Source organism: Kitasatospora phosalacinea (genome assembly GCF_000716545.1).
Taxonomy (GTDB): domain Bacteria; phylum Actinomycetota; class Actinomycetes; order Streptomycetales; family Streptomycetaceae; genus Kitasatospora; species Kitasatospora phosalacinea.
In genome coordinates, this window is record NZ_JNWZ01000057.1 from 35,438 (window position 1) to 54,010 (window position 18,573).

Consider the following 18,573-nt stretch of genomic DNA (forward strand, 5'->3'; position numbering starts at 1 on the left):
GTGTCTCACTTCCTGGTGGTGGCGGGCTCTGCGTGGTCGGCGCGGCCGGTGCGGCCTGCGTGGTCGGTGCGGCCTGCGTGATCGGTGCGGTCGGCGTGCCGGTCGAGGATCCGGGCGAGGCGGTGCGCGGCGTCCGCCCGGACGACGGTGTGGTGGGTGCCGGCCTCGGTGCGGACGTCGGTGCCGGGCGGGACGAGCGCGCCGGGGTGCGCCTGCGCGGGCGTCAGGCCGGGGAAGGCGTCGGGGCGTTCGCCGCCCGCGCGGACGAAGGTCTGCGGGCAGCGGCCGGGCAGCGGGCGGGGGCGGTGGGCCAGCAGCAGCCGGTACAGGGCGCGGTACTGGTCGTGCAGGGCGCGCAGGGCCTGCGGGGGCTCGTCGGGCAGGTGCCGGGCGGCGAGGTGGCCGAACGGGTCGGGGTGCCCGGCGGGGACGCGCAGGTCGGGGGCGCCGGTGTCGTCCCGGCCGAGGTGGTCGGCGAAGAAGCCGGCCGCGGTGGCGGCCTCCCCCGCGTCCGCCGTCGCGCGGGCTCCGGGTGCGGCCACGAAGCTGTCGACCAGGGTGAGCGAGCGCGGGGCGTCGGGCAGCCGGTGGGCGATCTCGGCGGCGAGCACGCCGCCGAGCGACCAGCCGAGCAGGTGGACGGGGGTGCCGAGGGCGGCGACGGCGGCGGCGTACTCGTCGGCGAGTTCGCCGAGCGTGCCGGGCAGTTCGGCGGCGGGCGGGCTCTGCAGCCCGTGCACGGCGAAGCGGGCCGGCAGGGCTTCGATCAGGTCGCGGTAGCCCAGCAGGTGGCCGCCGACGGGGTGGACCAGCACCACGGTGTCCGGGCCGCCCTCGCGGACGGGCAGCAGGGTGCGGCGGCCGCGACGGTCCAGGAGCGCGCACTGCCCGGCGATGGTGCCGGCCTCGAACAGGCTGGACAGCGGCAGGCGGACCCCGAACTCCTCGCCGATCAGGCGCAGCAGCCGCACCGCGCTGACGGAGCTGCCGCCGCTGGCGAAGAAGTCGTCGTCGACGGAGCGGACGGTGGTGCCGCAGACCCGCTGCCACAGTGCGGCCAGGGCGCGTTCGCGCTCGGTGCGCGGGGGCCGGCCGGGGGCGGGGCCGTCGCCGGCCGGGCCGACCGCTCCCCCGGCGTCGGCTCCTGCGGCTCCCACGGCTCCCGCAGCTTCGGCTTCGGCTTCGGCTTCGGCTTCGGCTTCGGCGGCGAGGGCGAGCAGCGCGCGGGCGTCGCGCTTGCCGTTGGCGGTCAGCGGCAGCGCGGGGACGCGGTGGACGACGCCGGGCACCGCGTAGCCGGGCAGGACGGCGGCCAGGCCGGCCCGCAGGGCGGCCGGGTCGGGACCGGGCCCGTCCTCGGCGGGGACGACGAAGGCGGTCAGTCGGCTGTCGGCGCCGGTGCCGGTGACGGCGCAGGCGGCGGCGCGCACGCCGGGCTGGGCGGCGAGCTGCTGCTCGACCTCCAGCAGGTCGACCCGGTAGCCGCGGACCTTGGCCTGGCTGTCGGCGCGGCCGAGGAACTCCAGGGTGCCGTCGGGCCGGTAGCGGGCGTGGTCGCCGGTGCGGTAGAGGCGCTCGCCGGTGCGCGGGTGGCGCGGGAAGCGTTCGGCGGTCAGTTCCGGCTGGCCGTAGTAGGCGGCGGCCAGGCCGTCGCCGGCGATGTACAGCTCCCCCGGCACCCAGTGCGGGACGTCGGCGTGCCCGGCGTCGAGGACGTGGTAGCGCTGGTTGGCGAGCGGCAGGCCGTAGGGGACGGACTTCCAGGACGGGTCGAGGTCCTCCACGACGTGGTAGTTGGACCAGATCGAGGCTTCGGTGGCGCCGCCGAGGGCGACCAGCCGGGCCTCGGGGCAGGCGGCGCGGATCCGGGCGGGCAGCGGGAGCGGGATCCAGTCGCCGCTGAGCAGGATCAGCCGCAGCCCGCCGAGGACGTCGGCGGCGCGCTCGCCGAGGTGGTCGAGGAGCATCTCCAGCAGGGCCGGGACGGTGTTCCACACGGTGGCGCCGCTGTCGAGCACCCACCGCGCCCACAGTTCGGGGTCGGGGCGGGGGCCGCACGGGGGGACGACGACGGCGGCTCCGGCGTGCAGGGCGCCGAACAGGTCGAAGGCGGAGAGGTCGAAGTGCAGTTCGGACAGCGACAGCAGCCGGTCGTCGGGGCCGACGCCGAAGCGCTCCACCATGTCCCGGACGGTGTTGCGCAGTCCGCCGTGCGGGATGGCCACGCCCTTGGGGGTGCCGGTGGAGCCGGAGGTGAAGATGACGTAGGCGAGCGCGTCCGGGTCCTGGGCGGGCAGTTCGTACGCGTCGTCGTCGGGCGCCTCGGTGAGCGGGCGCAGCGCGGTGGTGGTGGGGGCGGCGGGCCCGGGCAGCGCGGCGGCCAGCCGGGCGCCCTCGTCGTCGGCGAGCAGGTGGGTGATGGCGTGCCGTTCCAGCAGGGCGGCGATCCGGGCGGGCGGCCAGTCGACGCCGAGCGGGACGTAGCCGGAGCCGTGGGCGAGGGCGGCGAGCGCGGCGAGGTACTGGGCGGGGCCCTTGCGGGCGAGGACGCCGACCAGGCCGCCGGGGCGGGCGCCGGCCCGGTCGAGGTCGCGGGCGGTGCGGGTGGCGGCGGTGGCGGCCCGCCGGTAGCCGACGGCGCCGTCGGCGCCGATCAGGGCGGGCCGGTCGGGGGTGTGCGCGGCGCCGGTGCGCAGCCCGTCGAGGACGTCGCCGGGGGCGGTGGGGCGGTGGGTGCGGTTGGCGGCGCGGCGGGCGGCGAGCAGCGCTTCGGGCAGGTCGGGGTGGTGGGTGGCGGTCCAGCTGCGCGGGTCGTCGGCGAGGCGGTGCAGCAGGTCGGCGTGGGCGGCGGCGAGTTCGGCGACCAGGCCGTCGGGGAAGGCGTCGGTGACGTGGTCGAAGGTGCAGACGAGTTCGCCGTCCTCCTCGGAGACCTGGTGGTCGAGCAGGACCTGCGGGGTGTGCATGGCCTTGAACAGCAGCTGCCAGCCGTCGGCGGTCAGGTGCGGGGGCAGCGCCTCGCCGGCGGTGGAGTCGAGGCCGGAGGCGAAGACGAACGGGCTGGCGACCGTCGCGTCGGGGCGGGTGCGCCGGGCGCGGCGGGCGAGTTCGACGGCGGAGAGCCACACGTGCGGCAGGTCCGCCATCAGGCGCTGCTGGAGGGCGGTGGCGCGGGCGGTGAAGGTGTCGGCGGTGCCGTCGCACTCCAGCAGCAGGGTGCTGCCGAAGTTGCCCGCGCACTCGTCGACGCCGGTGCCGGCGGTGTCGCCGGCGAGCATGCCCCGGGTGGCGACCAGCACGGTGAGCGCGAAGGACTGCTGTCCGGACCAGCGGCGCAGCAGTTCGGCGTAGGCGGCGCACAGCACGGTGTTGGCCGACAGTCCGGCGTCGCGGGCGCGTTCGCGCAGCCGGGCCCAGACGGGGGCGGGCAGGCGGTGGCGGACGCGGGCGAAGCGGGCCTCGGCGGGCGCGGCGGTGTCGGGCAGCGCGGGCGGGGGCGGCAGTTGGGCGGCGCGGCGGGTCCAGTGGGCGACGGCGTTGCGGTGGGCCTGGCTGTCGCGGTGCCGCTCCAGTGCCTCGGTGTAGCGCCGGAAGAGCCCGGGCGGGGTGGGGCCGGTGAGCGGGCGGCCTTCGTAGGCGGCGGCGAGGTCGCGGCAGAGCAGGCCGATGGAGCGGGCGTCCAGGACGAACAGGCGCAGGGTGATCAGCACGTACGCGGTGTCGGGGGCCAGGTGGACGGTGCAGCCGAGCTGGGTGCCGGACTCCAGCGGCGGCAGGTGGTCGGCGGCGTGCTCGCGCAGGCGCAGGAAGGCGGCGCGGGCCTCGGCGGGGGTGAGGTGGCGGTGGTCGGTGACCTGCGGGCCCCAGTGGTCGGGGAGGTCGGTGACGTGCTGGCGGCCGTCGGGGTCGAGGGCGGCGCGGAGCATCTCGTGCCGGGTGAGGACGGTGCGCAGGGCGGCCGTCCAGCGGGGCAGGTCGAGGTCGGGGACGGCGAAGCCGTGGGCGAGGTGGGCGGGGGTGCGCAGCTGCGGGTAGTGCGTTTCGCCGACGTGGTAGGCGCTCTGCAGGTCGGTCAGCGCGAAGGGCGTGCCGGCGGGTGCGGGGGTGTCGGGCGGGAGGGCGGGTCCGGGCAGGCCGGGGTGGGCGGTGACGGCGGCGAGGACGTCCGGTTCGGCCGCGGTGAGGCGCTCCAGCAGGGGGCGCGGGGTGGCGGGCGGTGCGTCGACGACCAGCCGGCCGCGGCGGGAGCGCACCAGGACGCCGTGCTCGGCGAGTTCGCCGAGCAGGTCCCGGGCGTCCTGCGCGGTGGTGCCGGACGGGGGGTGTTCCATGGTGCTGCCTCTCTGTGCCGGTGGGCGGGCCGGTCGTCGACGTGGTGCCTGGCCGGTGCCGGGCCGGGCGGCGGGTGCGCGGTGGGCGCCCGCCCGGCCCGGCGGGGTGGTCAGCCGGTGTGGCCGTCGGGGTCGGCGGCCAGGCGGTGGACGGTGCCGTCGGCGGTGAACAGTTCGCTCAGTTCGAAGTCGAAGCCCTCGCTCTGGGCGAGTGCGACCAGCCGCATCGCGGCCAGCGAGCTGCCGCCGAGCGCGAGGAACGGCGTGTGGATGTCGATCTCCTCGGTCTGCAGCACCTGGGCCCACAGCCGGGCGAGGGCGATCTCGTCCTCGGTGCCGGGCGGGGTGGTGACGGCGGCGGTGGCGGCGGTGCCGCGGGCCGGGAAGAGCGCGGTGTCCCCGGCGGGCGCGGGGGCGGGGGCGGGCCGCTGCTCGGCGAGGTGGCCGGTGAGCTTGCCGACGGTGGTGGTGCCGCCGTCGGCGATGGCGGTCAGCACGCCGCGGAAGGCGTCCAGGATGCGGGTGACGGCTTCCTCGGAGAAGAACGCCAGGTCGTACTTGACCTGGAAGAACAGCTGCTCCTCGGGCATCGCCTCGATGGCGAAGGGGTAATTCGTCCAGCCGACGTAGCGTTCCTGCCGGACGTCGATGCCGCCGCGGCCGGTCCAGCCGGTGCCGCGGGGGAAGTTCTCGAAGATCAGCAGGGACTCGAACAGCGGCTGGCCGCTGGGCAGGTCGGTGCGCTGCTGGATCAGCGGCAGCGGGTAGTGGTCGTGGGAGCGGGCGGCGACCTGGGTGCGCTGGACTTCCTGGAGCCAGTGGCCGATGGGCTGTTCCCGGTCGAGGACGACGCGCATGGGCAGGCTGTTGATGAAGATGCCGACGATGTCCTCGACGCCGGCCAGGCCGACCGGCCGGTGGGTGATGGTGATGCCGAAGCAGACGTCGTCCTGGGCGCTGAAGCCGCCGACGACGACCGCCCAGGCGCCCTGGACCAGCGAGTTGAGGGTGAGCCGGTTGGCGCGGCCGTAGGCGAGCAGGCGCTCGGTGAGCTCCTCGCCGAGGTCGAGGCGGGCCTCGGCGTGCATCTCCTGGGAGCTGGCGGAGAGGCCGAGCTGCGCGGAGGCGCCGATGACGGTGGGGCGGCGGAACCCGGCCAGGCGCCGCAGCCAGTAGTCGCGGGCGCCGTCGGTGTCCTCCTGCTCCAGGAAGGCGACGTAGTCGCCGAAGGAGCGGGTGGGGCGCAGTTCGGGCCGCCGGCCGTCGAGCCGGGCGTGGTAGATCTCCAGCGAGTCGCGCAGCAGCACGAACAGCGACCAGGCGTCGAGGATGAGGTGGTGGTAGCTCATCACGAGCTTGTAGGTGCTCTCGCCGAGCCGGACCAGGGTGAGCCGGAACAGCGGGGCGCGGTCGTAGGCGAAGCCGCGGCGGCGGTCGTCGTCGAGGTAGCGCTCCAGCAGCTCGTGCTGTTCGGCGGCGTCGTGGCCGGTCCAGTCGAGGACGGTCCAGCCGAGTTCGGCGGTGCGCTGGACGGCCTGCAGCGGCTCGGACAGGCCGCGGGTGGCGATCCACACCCGCAGGATCTCGTGCCGGTCGACGACCTGCTGCCAGGCGCGGTGGTAGCCGTCGAGGTCGAGTTCGCCGTTCAGGGCGTACAGGAACTGCTCGAAGTAGACGCCGGAGTCCGGGTCGAGCATCGAGTGGAAGAGCATGCCCTTCTGCATCTCGGTGAGCGGGTAGACCGTCTCGATGCCGTCGGGGTCGGCGGCGGCGGCGCGGACCGCGGCGAGGTCGGCCTCGGGGACGGTGAAGGGCCGGACCTCGACCGGGCCGGTGTGCTGCGGCCGGTCGCGGTCCTGCTCCTCGACGAAGGCGGCGGTCTCGGCGACGGTGGGGGTGGCGAAGACCTGGGTGGCGCTGAGCGCGATGCCGTCGCGGTTGGCGCGGGCGCTGATCAGGAAGCCCTGGATGGAGTCGCCGCCGAGGGCGAAGAAGTTGTCGTGGATGCCGACCCGGGGCAGGGCCAGGGCTTCGGCCCACAGCTCGCAGAGGTAGCCCTCCAGGTCGGTGCGGGCGGGGGTGTACTCCTCGGCGAGTTCGAGGTGGGCGCCCTGGAGGGTCTGCAGGGTGCGGCGGTCGACCTTGCCGTTGTGGGTCAGCGGGATGGCGTCGATGACGGTGAACGCGGCCGGGACCATGTAGTACGGCAGCCGGTCGGCGAGGTGGGCGCGGATGGCGGCGGCGGTGGGCGGCTCGGCCCCGCAGGTCAGGTGGGCGACCAGGCGCTGGTGGCCGCCGGTGTCGCGCAGGCCGGAGGCGACGGCGCCGGTGACGCCGGGGACCTCCAGCAGCCGGGCCTCGACCTCCCCGAGTTCGACCCGGTAGCCGGCGATCTTGACCTGGTCGTCCATCCGGCCGAGCAGTTCGAGGCTGCCGTCGGCGCCCTGCCGGGCCAGGTCGCCGGTGCGGAAGACCCGGCCCTCGGGGGTGTCGGCGAACTTGGCGGCGGTCAGCTCGGGCAGCTCGTCGTAGCCCTCGGCGATGCCGGTGCCGGCCAGGCACAGTTCGCCGGTGGTGCCGGCCGGGACGGGGCGCAGCTGCTCGTCGAGGATCCGGGGGGTGAGTTCGGCAGGGTGGCCGACCGGCACGAAGCCCTCGTACGCGGTGCCGGGCAGGCACTCGTAGTAGGTGCTGTACAGGGCCTCGGTGAGGCCGTACACGTTGAACAGGCGGGCCTTCGGGCCGGCGGCGAAGTACGCCTCGGGCAGCGCGCCGGGCATCACGTCGCTGCTGCAGAACACGTACTTCAGCGAGGTGTTGGCGGCGAACGCCGGGTTCTCCAGGATGCCGGCGAGCAGCGCGGGGACGACCATCAGGGTGGTCACCGAGCCGGCGTTGATCAGCTCGACCAGCCGGTCGGGGTCCTTGTGGCCGCCGGGCGGGACGATGACGACGGCGCCGCCGGACAGCACCGGCCAGAAGACCTCGCGGACCAGGTTGGTGATGCTGAGGGTGGTGCGCAGCAGCTGGCGGTCGCCGGGCTGGAGCGGGAAGGTCCGCTGCAGCCAGCGCTGGCCGGCCAGCAGGGCGCGGTGGGTGAGCACGACGCCCTTGGGGGCTCCGGTGGAGCCGGAGGTGTAGAAGATGAACGCGACGGCGTCCTCGGCGAGTTCGGCCGGGGCGGCGAGCGGGGCGTGGTCACCGGTCAGCAGGTCCTCGACGGCCAGCAGGCGCACGCCCTCGGGGGCGTCGGCGTCGAGCAGGGCGCGTTCGGTGAGCACCACCCGGGCGCCGGAGAGGGACAGGATGGCGCTGCGGCGGTCGGCCGGGTCCTCCGGGTCGACGGGGACGCAGACGCCGCCGGAGCGCAGCGCACCGAAGACGGCGGGCAGCAGGTCGAGCGAGCGGGACATCAGCAGGCCGACCCGGTCGCCGGGGCGGACGCCGTGCGCGGCGAGGCCGGCGGCGATGCGGTCGGCGGCCGCCTCGGCCTGGCCGTAGGTGACCGAGGCGTCGTCGAGGAGGGCGACGGTCCGCGTGGGGTTCGACTCGGCCTGCGTGCTGAGCAGGTCATGCAGGAACGACATGCGTGGACACCATTTTCCGTGGGTTCGTTCGGTGCGTGGGTTCGTTCGGTGCGTGGTGGCGGTGGGGCGGGCGGCGCGGGCCCGGGGGTGCGGTCCCCCGGGGCGCGCGGTGGCGGCGCCGGGTGGTGGTGGCGCGCGGCGGGGCGTCGGGTGGTGGGGCGTCAGGTGGTGGGGCGTCAGGTGGTGGCGGGCGGCGCGGGGCTGTCCTCCGCGGTGTCGTCCTCCGCGGGGACGGGCCGGACCGGGGGCAGCAGCACCCCGACGGCGATCGGCAGGGCGCCCGCGACGACGAACACCCAGCGGGTGCCGGCGAGGGCGGCGAGGGCTCCGGCGAGGGCGGCGCCCAGCGGGATGACGCCCCAGGTCAGCCAGCGGTAGGCGGCGTTGACCCGGCCGAACAGCTCGGTGGGGATGGTCGCCTGACGGTACGACAGGACGGCGACGCTCCACACGGTGGAGAGCAGACCGTAGCAGAGGAACCCGGAGGCGACCACCGCCACCGAGCCCGCTCCCGCGGACAGGAAGCAGAACCCGAGCAGGGGCGCGCCGAAGCGCATCACCCGCTGTTCGCCGACCCCGCGCAGCACCCGCCCGGCGGTCGGGCCGGCGGCGATGCTGCCGACCGCCAGGCAGGTGAGCAGCAGGCCGTAACCGGTGGTGGTCAGCCCGAGCGGGCCGGGGGCGACGGCCCACAGCGGCAGGATGGTCAGGCACATCGCGTACGCCAGGTTGTTGGCGGCGGCGGTGGCGGCGAGCCGGAGGAGGTCCGCGCGGCCGCGGAAGTAGCGCAGTCCTTCGCCGAGTTCGCGGACCAGGGCGCGCAGCCGGGCGGGCCGCTCACCGGGCCGCTCACCGGACCGTTCCCCGGGCCGCTGCTCCGGCGGGGCGGCCGGTGCGGGTGGCGCCGGTTCCGGCGGGGCGGTCTGCGCCTGGACGGTCTGCGGCGGGGCGGTCTGTGACGGGACGGTCCGCGGCGGGGGCGGGGAGGGCAGCAGGCCCAGCGCCCACACCGTCACCAGGTAGAGCAGGACGGAGGCGGCCAGGCCGCCGCCGGCGCCCACGGCCGCCGCGTAGCCGCCGAGGGCGGGGCCGAGCAGCTGGGCCAGGAAGGTCTGGGTGGACTGCAGGCTGGCGTTGGCCCTGGCCAGGTGCGGTTTGGCGACCAGGCGGGGCAGTTGGGACTGGGCGGCGACGTCGACGAAGCTGCCCGCGCAGCCGACCAGGAAGGCGGCCAGGGCGAGCGCCCAGAGCGTGAGCCGGTCGGTGGCGGCCAGGGCGCACAGCAGGGCGACCATGGGCAGCCGCACGGCCGAGGCCCAGCGCATCACCGTCCGCGGCGGGTAGCGGTCGGCGGCCACGCCGGCCGGGAGGATGGCGATCAGCCAGGGCAGCCGCACGGCGAGGCCGACCAGGGTGATGCCGAGGGCGGAGCGGGTGATGCCGAGGGCCAGCAGCGGGACGGCGGTCTTGTAGATGCCGTCGGCGAGGTCGGAGGCGACCACGGCGGACTGGAACAGCCGGAAGGGCCGGCCCAGCCGGGCGCCTCCGCCGGCCGGGGCTCCGCCGGGGTCCTCGGGGCGGTCGGCGTCCTCGGTGCCGACGGTGCCGACGGGGCGGTCCTCCGCCCGGCGCCGGGTCAACATCGGTCCGCCAGCAGGACGGTGCTCATCACGGCGCCGTGGTGGGCGTTCAGCACCGGCCCGCCGCCGGGGACGCCGTGCCGCACCAGCACCCCGGAGGGGGCGCCGCCGAACATGAACGGTCCCAGCACGAACGGGACTTCGGCGCGTTCGACGGCGCCGGTCCGCTGGTCGGCGAAGTCCAGCGCGAGCAGGTCGGGCCGCACGTGGCGCTGCAGGACGTGGCGGCCCTCGCGGCGGGCGCGCAGCAGCGCCCGGCGCCACTGCTCGTCGGTGGTCTCGGGGCCGAGCACGACGCCGCTGCCGCCGTAGCCGCCGACCGGCTTGAGGACGAGTTCGGCGCGCCGGGCGAGCGCCCGGCGCAGCGTGTCGTCCTCGGTCCCGTCCGCCGCGCCGTCCTCGGGACCGGCGGGGAGCAGCGCGGTCCACGGGACGTGGCGCTCGACCAGTTCCCGGTCGGGGTCGGGCAGTTGGTCCCGGTCCTGCCAGAGCCAGGCCATGGTGGTCTTGTCGCTCAGCAGCCAGGTGGTCTCGGGGGTGTGCATCGCGACCCGGCCGGCCTTGACGGCCCGCACCAGGGCGTCGAGGCCGGGGCCGGCCGGCTGGTCGTGGGCGAGGAACAGCCGGAACACGGCGTCCACCCGGCGGCCGTCCAGCAGCAGGTCGTCGTCGGCGCCGTTGGTGAGCCGGTCCATGGTGCAGGCGACGGTGTCCATGCCGTGCCGGCGGCCGCTGTCGCACATCGGGCCGAGCCAGCTCAGGAACGCCTCGGCGTCCTCCAGGCCGGGTGCCGCGCCCTGGCGGAAGACCGGGATGGCGACGCGGGCGCCCTCGGGGAGGGCGAGCGAGGTGCGGATCTCGGCGAAGCGCGCGTCGACGGCGGAGGCGGGGGCGTGGACGCGCTCGCCGCCGGGGACGAGCCGGTGCAGGTCGCGGAAGCGTTCGGCGAGCAGGTCGGCCTGGAGGGTGCCGCCCAGGGCGCCGTCGATGTTGAACTCGACGAAGTACGGGACGCCGTCGGCGTACAGGACGTCGGGGCGGGCGGCGACCAGCAGTCCGTCCTCCAGCGGGGCGGAGCGGTCGAGCAGCGGGGTCTGCTCGGCGGGGACGCCGAGCGCGTCCTGGAGTTCGCCGGCGTTGCCGGCGCGGCGCCGGCAGGCGTCCAGCACGAGTCGCATCAGGCGGGCGGAGATCCGGCCGACCTGGTCGTAGTGGGCGCGGTCGAGGACCATCGGGCGCAGCGGGCGCCAGTCGCCCTTGGTGCCGGCGATGCCGTCGTGGATCTGCCGCGAGCGCTCGGCGGAAAGGCTGGTGACGGTCTTTCGGAAGTCCCGGGGAAGCAGGTTCCAGATGTCTCCGGGTGCACCGGGCGCCTCGGAGGAGAGCCGCAAACGATCGCCTTGACTGTCCATGCCCCCACACGGTTTCTGCGTGTTCCGGAAGAGAGGGCGGCAGGGTTCGGGTGTAACCGGCCACTGTCCCCCCGTCGCCGGCGGCAACGTATCAGCGGCTCGGGGCGGCGGCCGGCTCGGCGGAAGCCGGTCTTCCGCTTGGATCAGGGGCGGGCCGGAGAAGCTGCGGGATTCCTTCCCCAGCGGAAGATATTCTCCGCCGCCCTCACCGGATATCGAAAAATATCAATATGCGATCATGTAACGGTCATCTACCCCCGCCCCCTGGGCGGGCGCGAAATGGTGACGTTCCGTCACGAACGGCCGGGCGGGGGGTCAGCGGGCCGCCCGGAGGACCGTTTCGGCGACTTCGGTGCGGGCGTACAGGACGGTGCGCCCGGCGCGGTGGGAGGTGACGAAACCGGCCTCGCGCAGGGCGGTGAGGTTCTGCGAGACGTGGGCCGCGGAGAGGCCGGTGCGGCGGGCCAGTTCGGTGGTGGAGGCGGGGGTGTCGAGCTCGGCCAGCAACCGGGTGCGGGCCCGGCCCAGGACGGCGGCCAGCGCCTCGGTGGCGGCGGTGGTGCGCGGCTCCCAGAGCCGGCCGGCGCCGCGGGCGCGGTAGGCCAGCTGCGGCGGGTCGGGCGGGCTGATCCGGGTGGACAGGCCGGGGCCCTTGAAGGCGGTGGGCACCAGGAGCAGGCCGCCGCCCGCGGCGTGCCGGGCCAGCGTCCTGGCCCGGCGGGCCAGGTGCAGCCCGGAGCCGTCCCAACTCACCTGTGGGTGCAGCGTGTTGAGGAGGTGCCCGGTGCCGTGGCGGGCGGCCTGCCGGGCCCGGTGGAAGACGTCGGCCTCCAGCAGGGCCCGGATCCGCGGCCAGTACGGGGCGAACGCCAGCTCCCAGTGGGTCTCGATCTCCCGCAGCAGCTGCGGCAGCCGGGCGGCCGGGTCGGCGTGCAGGGCGCGCGCCTTGGGACCGGCGCCGCCCAGGTGGTGGCGCAGGTGGTCGAGGTCGGCCCGGATCCGGTCGGCGGGGGTGGCGGCGATCGCCGCCAGTTCCTCGTCCAGCGCCGGGGCCGGGCCGGCGGGGGCCGGGTTGAGGAAGTCCGGCACGTAGCCGGCGCCGGGCGGGACCAGTTCGGCGAGCCAGCCCCGGTCCAGGCCGGCGGCGGCCGCCCTGGGCCGCACCTGCGCGAGCCAGCGCCGGTGCACCGGGTCGGCCGCGCCGGAGGCCGACAGGCGGTATCCGGTGGTGAGTTGCCACATCGGCGAGACCGCGAACCGGATCCGGGCCACGTCACCGGCCGGGAAGAGCAGCTCCGCCACGGCGTCCCCCTCCTGCCGCTGCCGGGGATTCGGGCATGTCCGAATCGGTGGCCGCCACTGTAGCCGCCGGCCGATCATCTCCGGCATGACCCCACCACCGATGATCACCGCCGCCGCGGCGGGCACCTGGACCCTGGGAGACCTGGAGGTCAACCGGATCGGCTTCGGCGCGATGCGGCTGGCCCAGAGCGGCCCGGCCCTGGTGCCCGGCGCGGTGCCCCGCGACCGCGGGCAGGCGGTCGCCGTGCTGCGCCGGGCCGTCGAACTCGGCGTGAACCACATCGACACCGCCGCCTTCTACTTCTCCCCGCTGCGCTCGGCCAACGAGCTGATCAACCGCGCGCTGTCCCCCTACCCCGACGACCTGGTGATCGCCACCAAGGTCGGCCAGCCCCGCGACCCCTCGGGGGCGTGGCTGCCGCACGCCCGGCCCGAGCAGCTGCGCGGCCTGGTCGAGGAGAACCTGCGCCAACTCGGCCGCGACCACCTGGACCTGGTCAACCTGCGCGTCGTGGGCGCCGGCCCGGTCGCCGAACGCTTCGGCGCGCTGGCCGAACTGCGCACCGCCGGGCTGGTCCGGCACCTGGGCCTGTCCAACGTCCTGCCCCACCACCTGGCCGAGGCCCGGGCCATCGCCCCCGTGGTGTGCGTGCAGAACATGTACGGCCTGGGGGTCCGGCCCGAGCAGGACCCGTTCGTGGAACTCTGCGGCGAGCAGGGCGTGGCCTTCGTCCCGTTCTACGCGCTCGCCGCCTCGGGCCGGCAGTACGGGGCGGCGGACGGCGCCGAGCACCCGCTGGTCACCGAGGTGGCCCGGGCGCACGGGGTCTCCCCCGCGCAGCTGCGGATCGCCTGGACGCTCCACCGCGGCCCGCACGTCCTGGCCATCCCCGGCACCGGCGACCCGGCGCACCTCGCCGCCAACGTGGCGGCCGGCGCGCTGCGGTTGTCCGGGGACGAACTCGCGCTGCTGGACGCGCTGCACGGCGGGGGGTGAGGGCCTTCCCGGGCAGGGCCCCGGGGCGGCGGCGCGGTGGGTGGCGGGCGGCGGGCCGGGGTTCAGCGGTCGCGGGTGGTGGACCAGGCCGGGAGGTGGGCGAAGAAGGCCGCGGCCTCCGGGCGCCAGCGGTCGCCCCAGCCGGCCGCCAGGTCGGCGGCCCGGCGGGCGTGCCGGGCGGCTTCGTCCCGCAGGGCGCGGTCGATGCCGTGGGCGCGGGCGATGCGGCGGACCGGGGCGAGGGCGTCCTCGTCGGCACCGGGGGCGCCGAGGACCGCGTGCAGGGTCTCGCGCTCGGCGGGGTCGGCGGCGGCGAGCAGGGCGCGGACGAGGTAGCTGCGGCGGCCGGAGCGGAGGTCGGTGCCGAGGGGCTTGCCGAGGGTCCGCGGGTCGCCGAAGAGGTCCAGCCAGTCGTCGTGGATCTGGTTGGCGATGCCCAGCGCGGTGGCGTACCCGCGCAGTTCGGCGTCGTACGGGGCCGGGTCGGCGCCGGCGGCGAGCAGGCCCAGCCGGAGCGGGGCGAGCACCGAGTAGCGGGTGGACTTGTACTCGGTGACGGTGTGCAGGAACGCGGTGTCCGGTTCGGGCGGGAAGTCGCGCTCCAGGTCGAGGAGTTGGCCGTTGACGGCGTCGGCTCCGGCATCGACGGGGACGGCGGCCATGGCGAGGGCGCGCTCGGGGGGCAGGTCGCCGGTGAGCAGGACCCGGACGGCGAGGAAGGCGGCCAGGTCCCCGGCGAGGACGGTGAGGGCGAGCGCGGTGTCGGGCCGGTCGGGGAACTCCTCGCGGTAGGACCGGTGGGTGGAGGGGCCGCCGCGGCGCTCGGGCGAGCCGTCGATGAGGTCGTCGTGGATCAGGCCGTGGGTGTGCAGCAGTTCGATGCTGAGGGCGGCGGCGTCCAGGCCGGGCACCGGCCGGTCGGTGACCAGGGCGGCGGCCTCGTGCAGCAGGGCGACCCGCAAGCGCTTGCCGCCGCGCAGGGAGAGTTCGCGGACCAGGGCGAGGGCGCGGGCGGGGAACCCGCCGTGCGGGGGCGCGTCCAGGGTGCCGCCCGCGGCCGGGTCGGTCAGGGAGTCGAAGTAGGCCGCGAAGCGGGTTTCGAAGCGGCGCTGGTGGGCGGCCGCGCGGTGCAGGGCGGCGGTGAGGACGTCGGTCACGCCGCCAGGTTTTCACGCCGCGGCGGGGTGGCGGGCGCGGGGCGGGGCCGGTGGCCCTAAGCGGCCGGGTCAGCGGGCCTCGGCGGCGGGGTCGGGGGCCAGGGTCCGGAGCAGGCGCAGCAGGGTGGCCCGGTCCTCGGCGGGGAGCGGGGCGAAGTGGGCGGTCAGGACCTCGTCCGCGACCTGTTCGCCGGCGGCGAGGACGCGTTCGCCGGCGGGGGTGAGGTGGTGTTCGAGGCGTCGGCCGCGGCCCGGTTCGCGGGTGACGAGGCCCTGGGAGACGAGGCGTCCGGCGAGGGTGCCGAAGGACTGCTCGGTCTGGAAGGTGACGGCGGCGAGCTCCCGGGCGGAGGCGCCGGGGCGGCGGGCGACCGCCCGGAGGGCGTCCCACTGGGCGAGGGTGGTGCCGACGGCGGTCAGGGCGGTGTCGAGGGCGCGGTGCTGCCGGTACTGGACCTGCTTGACGGCCTGGCCGAGGACGTGGAGCTCAGCGTTCATGCTCCCACCCTACTCGCAACTAAACTAGCTTAAATAAGCATCCTTAGTTATGGTGGGCGCATGACCACCGAACCCCTCCTCACCGAGGCCGGCACCGGCCGTCCCGTCCTGCTCCTGCACGGCGGCGGCGGTCCGGCCACCGTCGCCCCGCTGGCCGGCCACCTGGCCGGCTCCGCCCACGTCCTGACCCCCGTCCACCCCGGCTGGGACGGCACCGAACGCCCGGCCGCCCTCCTCCGGGTCGCCGACCTCGCCGACGCCTACCTCGACCTGCTGCGGCGGCGCGGACTGCGCGACGTCCTGGTGGTGGGCTCCTCGCTCGGCGGGTGGATCGGCGCCGAGATGGCCCTGCGCGACGGCCCCGGCGGCGAGGACGGTGGCGCGACGGTCACCGGCCTGGTGCTGATCGACGCCGTGGGCATCGGGGTGGACGGGGAACCGCTCGCCGACGTCTTCGCCCTGGACGCCCGCGGCCTCGCGGAGCACTCCTGGCACGACCCCGACCGCCACTTCGTCGACCCCGCGACCCTGCCCCCGGCCGAACTCGCCCGCCGCCGGGGCAACGCGGACACCATGCGCGCCCTGGCCGGCGACCCCTACATGCACGACCCGGGCCTGCGCGAGCGGCTGCGGGACGTCCGGGTGCCCGTCCTGGTGCTGTGGGGCGAGAGCGACCGGGTCGCCACCCCCGGGTACGGCGCGGCCTACGCCCGCGCCTTCGCCGACGCCCGCTTCGTGACGGTGTCCGGGGCCGGGCACCTCCCCCACCTGGAGCGGCCGGAGGTCGTGTTCGCGCACCTCGACGCCGTGCTGGCGGGCTGAGGCCGCTCCCGACCGCCGTGCTCAGGCCCGGGCGCCGACCAGGTGGCGGGCGAACCAGGCGATGGTCCGCGCCAGGCCCTCGTCGGTGTCGACGGCGGGCTGCCAGCCCAGGACGGTGCGGGCCAGGGTGATGTCGGGGCGGCGCATCGCGGGGTCGTCGCCGGGGCGTTCGACGAACTCGACCGGCGAGGCGGAGGCGCACAGCGCGCGGATCCGGTGGGCGAGTTCGAGGATGGTCAGCTCGGCGGGGTTGCCGAGGTTGATCGGGCCGGGGTGCCCGGCGGCGGCCGCGGCCAGGATGCCGGCGACGGTGTCGTCGACGTGGCACAGCGAGCGGGTCTGGCCGCCGTCCCCGGCGACGGTGAGCGGCCGGCCGGCCAGCGCCTGGGTGATGAAGGCGGGCACGGCGCGCCCGTCGGTGGGGCGCATCCGCGGGCCGTAGGTGTTGAACAGCCGGACGATGACGGTGTCGGTGCCCCGGGCGGTGCGGTAGGCGGTGGTGAGCGCCTCGGCGTAGCGCTTGGCCTCGTCGTACTGGCTGCGCGGGCCGATCGGGTTGACGTTGCCCCAGTACGTCTCGGGCTGCGGGTGGACGAGCGGGTCGCCGTAGACCTCGGAGGTGGAGGTCAGCAGGAAGCGGGCGCCCTTGCGGCGGGCGAGTTCGAGCGCGTGGTGGGTGCCGTGGGCACCGGCCCGGAGGGTTTCGACGGGGTGGCGGGCGTAGTCGTGCGGGGAGGCGGGCGAGGCGAGGTGGACGACCAGGTCGACCGGCCCGTCCACGTCGAAGGGGTCGCAGACGTCCTGGTGGCGGAAGGTGAAGCCGGGGTCGTCGGCGCGGTCGGCGAGGTTGTCGAGGCTGCCGGTGAGCAGGTTGTCGACGCACACCACCTCGGTGCCGGCGGCGCGCAGCCGGTCGCACAGGTGCGAGCCGACGAAGCCCGCGCCGCCGGTGACCACCGCGCGGCGGACGTCCGTCAGGGGTCGGGGGTCGGGGGTGGCTGCCATGGTCAGGACTCCTCCAGCGAGCGGCCGGTGCGGGCGAGGAAGACGTCGTCCAGGGTGGGGCGGTGCAGGGCGATGGTGGCGGTGGCGATGTCCGCCCCGCCCAGGGTCCGCATGATCTGCGGCATCGCGCTCTCGCCGGTGTCGACCGACAGCCGCAGCGCGCCGTCCCCGCGCAGCTCGGCGCGGCGGACGCACTCCTGGGCGGTGAGCACCTCGGCGGCCTTGGGCGCCAGGTGGGGTTCGGCGACGGTGACGGTGACCACCTCGCCGGCGACGGAGCGCTTGAGCTCGGCCGGGGTGCCCTCGGCGACCAGGGTGCCGCCGTCGACGATGGCGATCCGGTCGCAGAGCGCGTCGGCCTCGTCCAGGTAGTGGGTGGTCAGGAACACCGTCATGCCCGCGTCGCGCAGCCGGCGGACCTCGGCCCACAGCCGGGCCCGGGCGGCGGGGTCGAGTCCGGAGGTGGGCTCGTCCAGGAACAGCACGGTGGGGCGGTGGACCACGCCGAGGGCGAGGTCCAGCCGGCGGCGCTGGCCGCCCGAGTAGCCGCGGCAGGGGCGGTCGGCGTACTCGGCGAGGTCGAAGGAGTCGACGGCGGCGGCGGCCCGGGTCTGCGCCTCGGCCTTGCCCAGGCCGTGCATCCGGGCCTGGAGCACGAGTTCCTCCCGGGCCGTCACCTCGTCCCAGGTGCCGCCGCCCTGGGCGACGTAGCCGATGGCGCGCCGGACGTCGGCGGGGCGGGCGATCAGGTCGGCGCCGGCCACGGTGGCCCGGCCGCCGTCGGGCGGGAGCAGGGTGGCGAGCATCCGCAGGGTGGTGGTCTTGCCGGCGCCGTTGGGGCCGAGGAGTCCGAAGATCTCGCCCTCGGCCACGTGCAGGTCCAGTCCGGCCACGGCGTCCACGGTGGTGGCGCGGCGGCGGCGGCCGGTCCGGTAGGACTTCCGCAGTCCGCTGGTCTCGATCATCGGGGTCCTTCTCGTGCGGGGTCGGGGGAACGGGGTCAGCGGACGGCGCGGGCGAAGCGGCGGGCCGACCAGAGCAGCGCGGCGAGGGCGACGGCCGCCATCAGGGCGAGACTGTGCCAGACCGCCGGATCGCCGGGATGGCCGGTGAACAGGGCGCGCATGCCGGTCACGGCCCAGCTGAACGGGTTCCAGTCGGAGACCCGGCGCAGCCACAGCGGGGCCAGCGCGAGCGGCAGCAGGGTGCCGGAGAGCAGCATCAGCGGCTGGGCGAGGTTGTTGACCAGCTGGCCCAGCACGTCCGGGTTGCCGACCTTGAGCGCCAGGCCGTAGGAGACCGCGGAGCTGGTCAGCGAGATCAGCGCGAGCAGGAGGTAGGCCAGCAGCAGGTCCGGGACGCGCACCAGCAGGCCGAGCGGGATCGCCAGCACGATGATCACGGCGGCCTGGACGGCCAGCACCACCACGTCCCGCAGCGAGCGGCCGAGCAGCAGCGCGACCCGGCTGACCGGGGTGACCCGGGCCCGTTCGATCACGCCGGAGCCGAGTTCGGCCAGCAGGCCGAAGCCGACGTACAGGCCGCCGCCGAGGGCGAGGGCGACGAGCATGCCGGGGACGTAGATCCGGTAGGCGTCGGCCATCGTGCCCGCGCCCATCGAGGCCAGGGCGGGCTTGAGCAGCGGCGCGAACAGGGCGAGGTAGACGACGGGTTGGGCGACCCCGAGGAAGATCTGCAGCGGGGAGCGGGCCATCAGCAGCAGGTGCCGCTGGAACACCAGCCAGGTGTCGCGGAGGCTTTTCACGGTGGGCGTTTCCTGTTCGGGGCGGGATCGGTCGGGGCGGGATCGGGGGTCAGGGGC

The 18,573-nt window shown here is 76.0% G+C and carries 12 protein-coding genes; 2 read left to right on the forward strand and 10 right to left on the reverse strand.

The window, feature by feature from the left end:
• Positions 1 to 5: 5 nt before the first annotated feature.
• The 5 genes from OO48_RS25290 to OO48_RS25310 form a co-directional block, all read right to left on the reverse strand.
• The gene (locus OO48_RS25290) at positions 6 to 4,331 is read right to left on the reverse strand and encodes a non-ribosomal peptide synthetase (protein ID WP_051732738.1); all 4,326 of its coding nucleotides are present in this window, start codon (positions 4,329 to 4,331) and stop codon (positions 6 to 8) included.
• A 110-nt stretch (positions 4,332 to 4,441) separates the two neighbouring features.
• Entirely contained in the window at positions 4,442 to 7,918 is a 3,477-nt protein-coding gene (locus OO48_RS25295; RefSeq protein ID WP_033220220.1) for a non-ribosomal peptide synthetase, read from the reverse strand.
• A gap of 176 nt (positions 7,919 to 8,094) precedes the next feature.
• Positions 8,095 to 9,561: an MFS transporter gene (locus OO48_RS25300; RefSeq protein WP_081952362.1), complete on the reverse strand. Its 1,467-nt coding sequence runs from the start codon at positions 9,559 to 9,561 to the stop codon at positions 8,095 to 8,097.
• The gene (locus tag OO48_RS25305) at positions 9,555 to 10,970 is read right to left on the reverse strand and encodes a hypothetical protein (protein ID WP_051732742.1); all 1,416 of its coding nucleotides are present in this window, start codon (positions 10,968 to 10,970) and stop codon (positions 9,555 to 9,557) included. The genes OO48_RS25300 and OO48_RS25305 overlap by 7 nt, the downstream gene beginning before the upstream one ends.
• A gap of 315 nt (positions 10,971 to 11,285) precedes the next feature.
• Positions 11,286 to 12,272, reverse strand: a complete 987-nt coding sequence (locus OO48_RS25310) for a DUF5937 family protein (protein WP_425338577.1) — start codon at positions 12,270 to 12,272, stop codon at positions 11,286 to 11,288.
• A gap of 85 nt (positions 12,273 to 12,357) precedes the next feature.
• On the opposite strand from OO48_RS25310, the gene OO48_RS25315 reads away from it, so the two are divergent.
• Positions 12,358 to 13,269, forward strand: a complete 912-nt coding sequence (locus OO48_RS25315; protein ID WP_033220222.1) for an aldo/keto reductase — start codon at positions 12,358 to 12,360, stop codon at positions 13,267 to 13,269.
• Between the two features lie 62 nt (positions 13,270 to 13,331).
• On the opposite strand, the gene OO48_RS25320 is transcribed toward OO48_RS25315, so the two are convergent.
• Both OO48_RS25320 and OO48_RS25325 read right to left on the reverse strand, forming a co-directional pair.
• Positions 13,332 to 14,426, reverse strand: coding sequence for a polyprenyl synthetase family protein (locus OO48_RS25320; protein WP_033220224.1), 1,095 nt, complete (start codon positions 14,424 to 14,426; stop codon positions 13,332 to 13,334).
• Between the two features lie 69 nt (positions 14,427 to 14,495).
• On the reverse strand, positions 14,496 to 14,924 hold the full coding sequence (locus OO48_RS25325; RefSeq protein ID WP_033220226.1) for a MarR family winged helix-turn-helix transcriptional regulator: 429 nt from the start codon (positions 14,922 to 14,924) through the stop codon (positions 14,496 to 14,498).
• A gap of 60 nt (positions 14,925 to 14,984) precedes the next feature.
• On the opposite strand from OO48_RS25325, the gene OO48_RS25330 reads away from it, so the two are divergent.
• On the forward strand, positions 14,985 to 15,746 hold the full coding sequence (locus tag OO48_RS25330; RefSeq protein ID WP_033220228.1) for an alpha/beta fold hydrolase: 762 nt from the start codon (positions 14,985 to 14,987) through the stop codon (positions 15,744 to 15,746).
• A 21-nt stretch (positions 15,747 to 15,767) separates the two neighbouring features.
• Here OO48_RS25330 and OO48_RS25335 read toward each other — a convergent pair whose 3' ends face one another.
• Genes OO48_RS25335 through OO48_RS25345 form a run of 3 tightly spaced genes read right to left on the reverse strand, consistent with a single transcriptional unit; the run spans position 15,768 to position 18,516 of the window.
• Positions 15,768 to 16,751 carry an NAD-dependent epimerase/dehydratase family protein gene (locus OO48_RS25335; protein ID WP_051732743.1) on the reverse strand — a complete coding sequence of 328 codons (984 nt, stop codon included), beginning with the start codon at positions 16,749 to 16,751 and terminating at the stop codon, positions 15,768 to 15,770.
• A gap of 2 nt (positions 16,752 to 16,753) precedes the next feature.
• Positions 16,754 to 17,716 carry a daunorubicin resistance protein DrrA family ABC transporter ATP-binding protein gene (locus tag OO48_RS25340; protein ID WP_033220230.1) on the reverse strand — a complete coding sequence of 321 codons (963 nt, stop codon included), beginning with the start codon at positions 17,714 to 17,716 and terminating at the stop codon, positions 16,754 to 16,756.
• Between the two features lie 35 nt (positions 17,717 to 17,751).
• Positions 17,752 to 18,516 (reverse strand): ABC transporter permease, encoded by a 765-nt coding sequence (locus OO48_RS25345; RefSeq protein ID WP_033220232.1) that lies wholly within the window; start codon positions 18,514 to 18,516, stop codon positions 17,752 to 17,754.
• Positions 18,517 to 18,573: the final 57 nt, after the last annotated feature.

Coding starts and splice junctions, on each gene's coding strand:
- OO48_RS25290 (WP_051732738.1), bottom strand. CDS start 4,331: ATGGAACACCCCCCGTCCGGCACCACCGCGCAGGACGCCCGGGACCTG.
- OO48_RS25300 (WP_081952362.1), bottom strand. CDS start 9,561: ATGTTGACCCGGCGCCGGGCGGAGGACCGCCCCGTCGGCACCGTCGGC.
- OO48_RS25295 (WP_033220220.1), bottom strand. CDS start 7,918: ATGTCGTTCCTGCATGACCTGCTCAGCACGCAGGCCGAGTCGAACCCC.
- OO48_RS25315 (WP_033220222.1), top strand. CDS start 12,358: ATGACCCCACCACCGATGATCACCGCCGCCGCGGCGGGCACCTGGACC.
- OO48_RS25305 (WP_051732742.1), bottom strand. CDS start 10,970: ATGGACAGTCAAGGCGATCGTTTGCGGCTCTCCTCCGAGGCGCCCGGT.
- OO48_RS25335 (WP_051732743.1), bottom strand. CDS start 16,751: ATGGCAGCCACCCCCGACCCCCGACCCCTGACGGACGTCCGCCGCGCG.
- OO48_RS25340 (WP_033220230.1), bottom strand. CDS start 17,716: ATGATCGAGACCAGCGGACTGCGGAAGTCCTACCGGACCGGCCGCCGC.
- OO48_RS25325 (WP_033220226.1), bottom strand. CDS start 14,924: ATGAACGCTGAGCTCCACGTCCTCGGCCAGGCCGTCAAGCAGGTCCAG.
- OO48_RS25330 (WP_033220228.1), top strand. CDS start 14,985: ATGACCACCGAACCCCTCCTCACCGAGGCCGGCACCGGCCGTCCCGTC.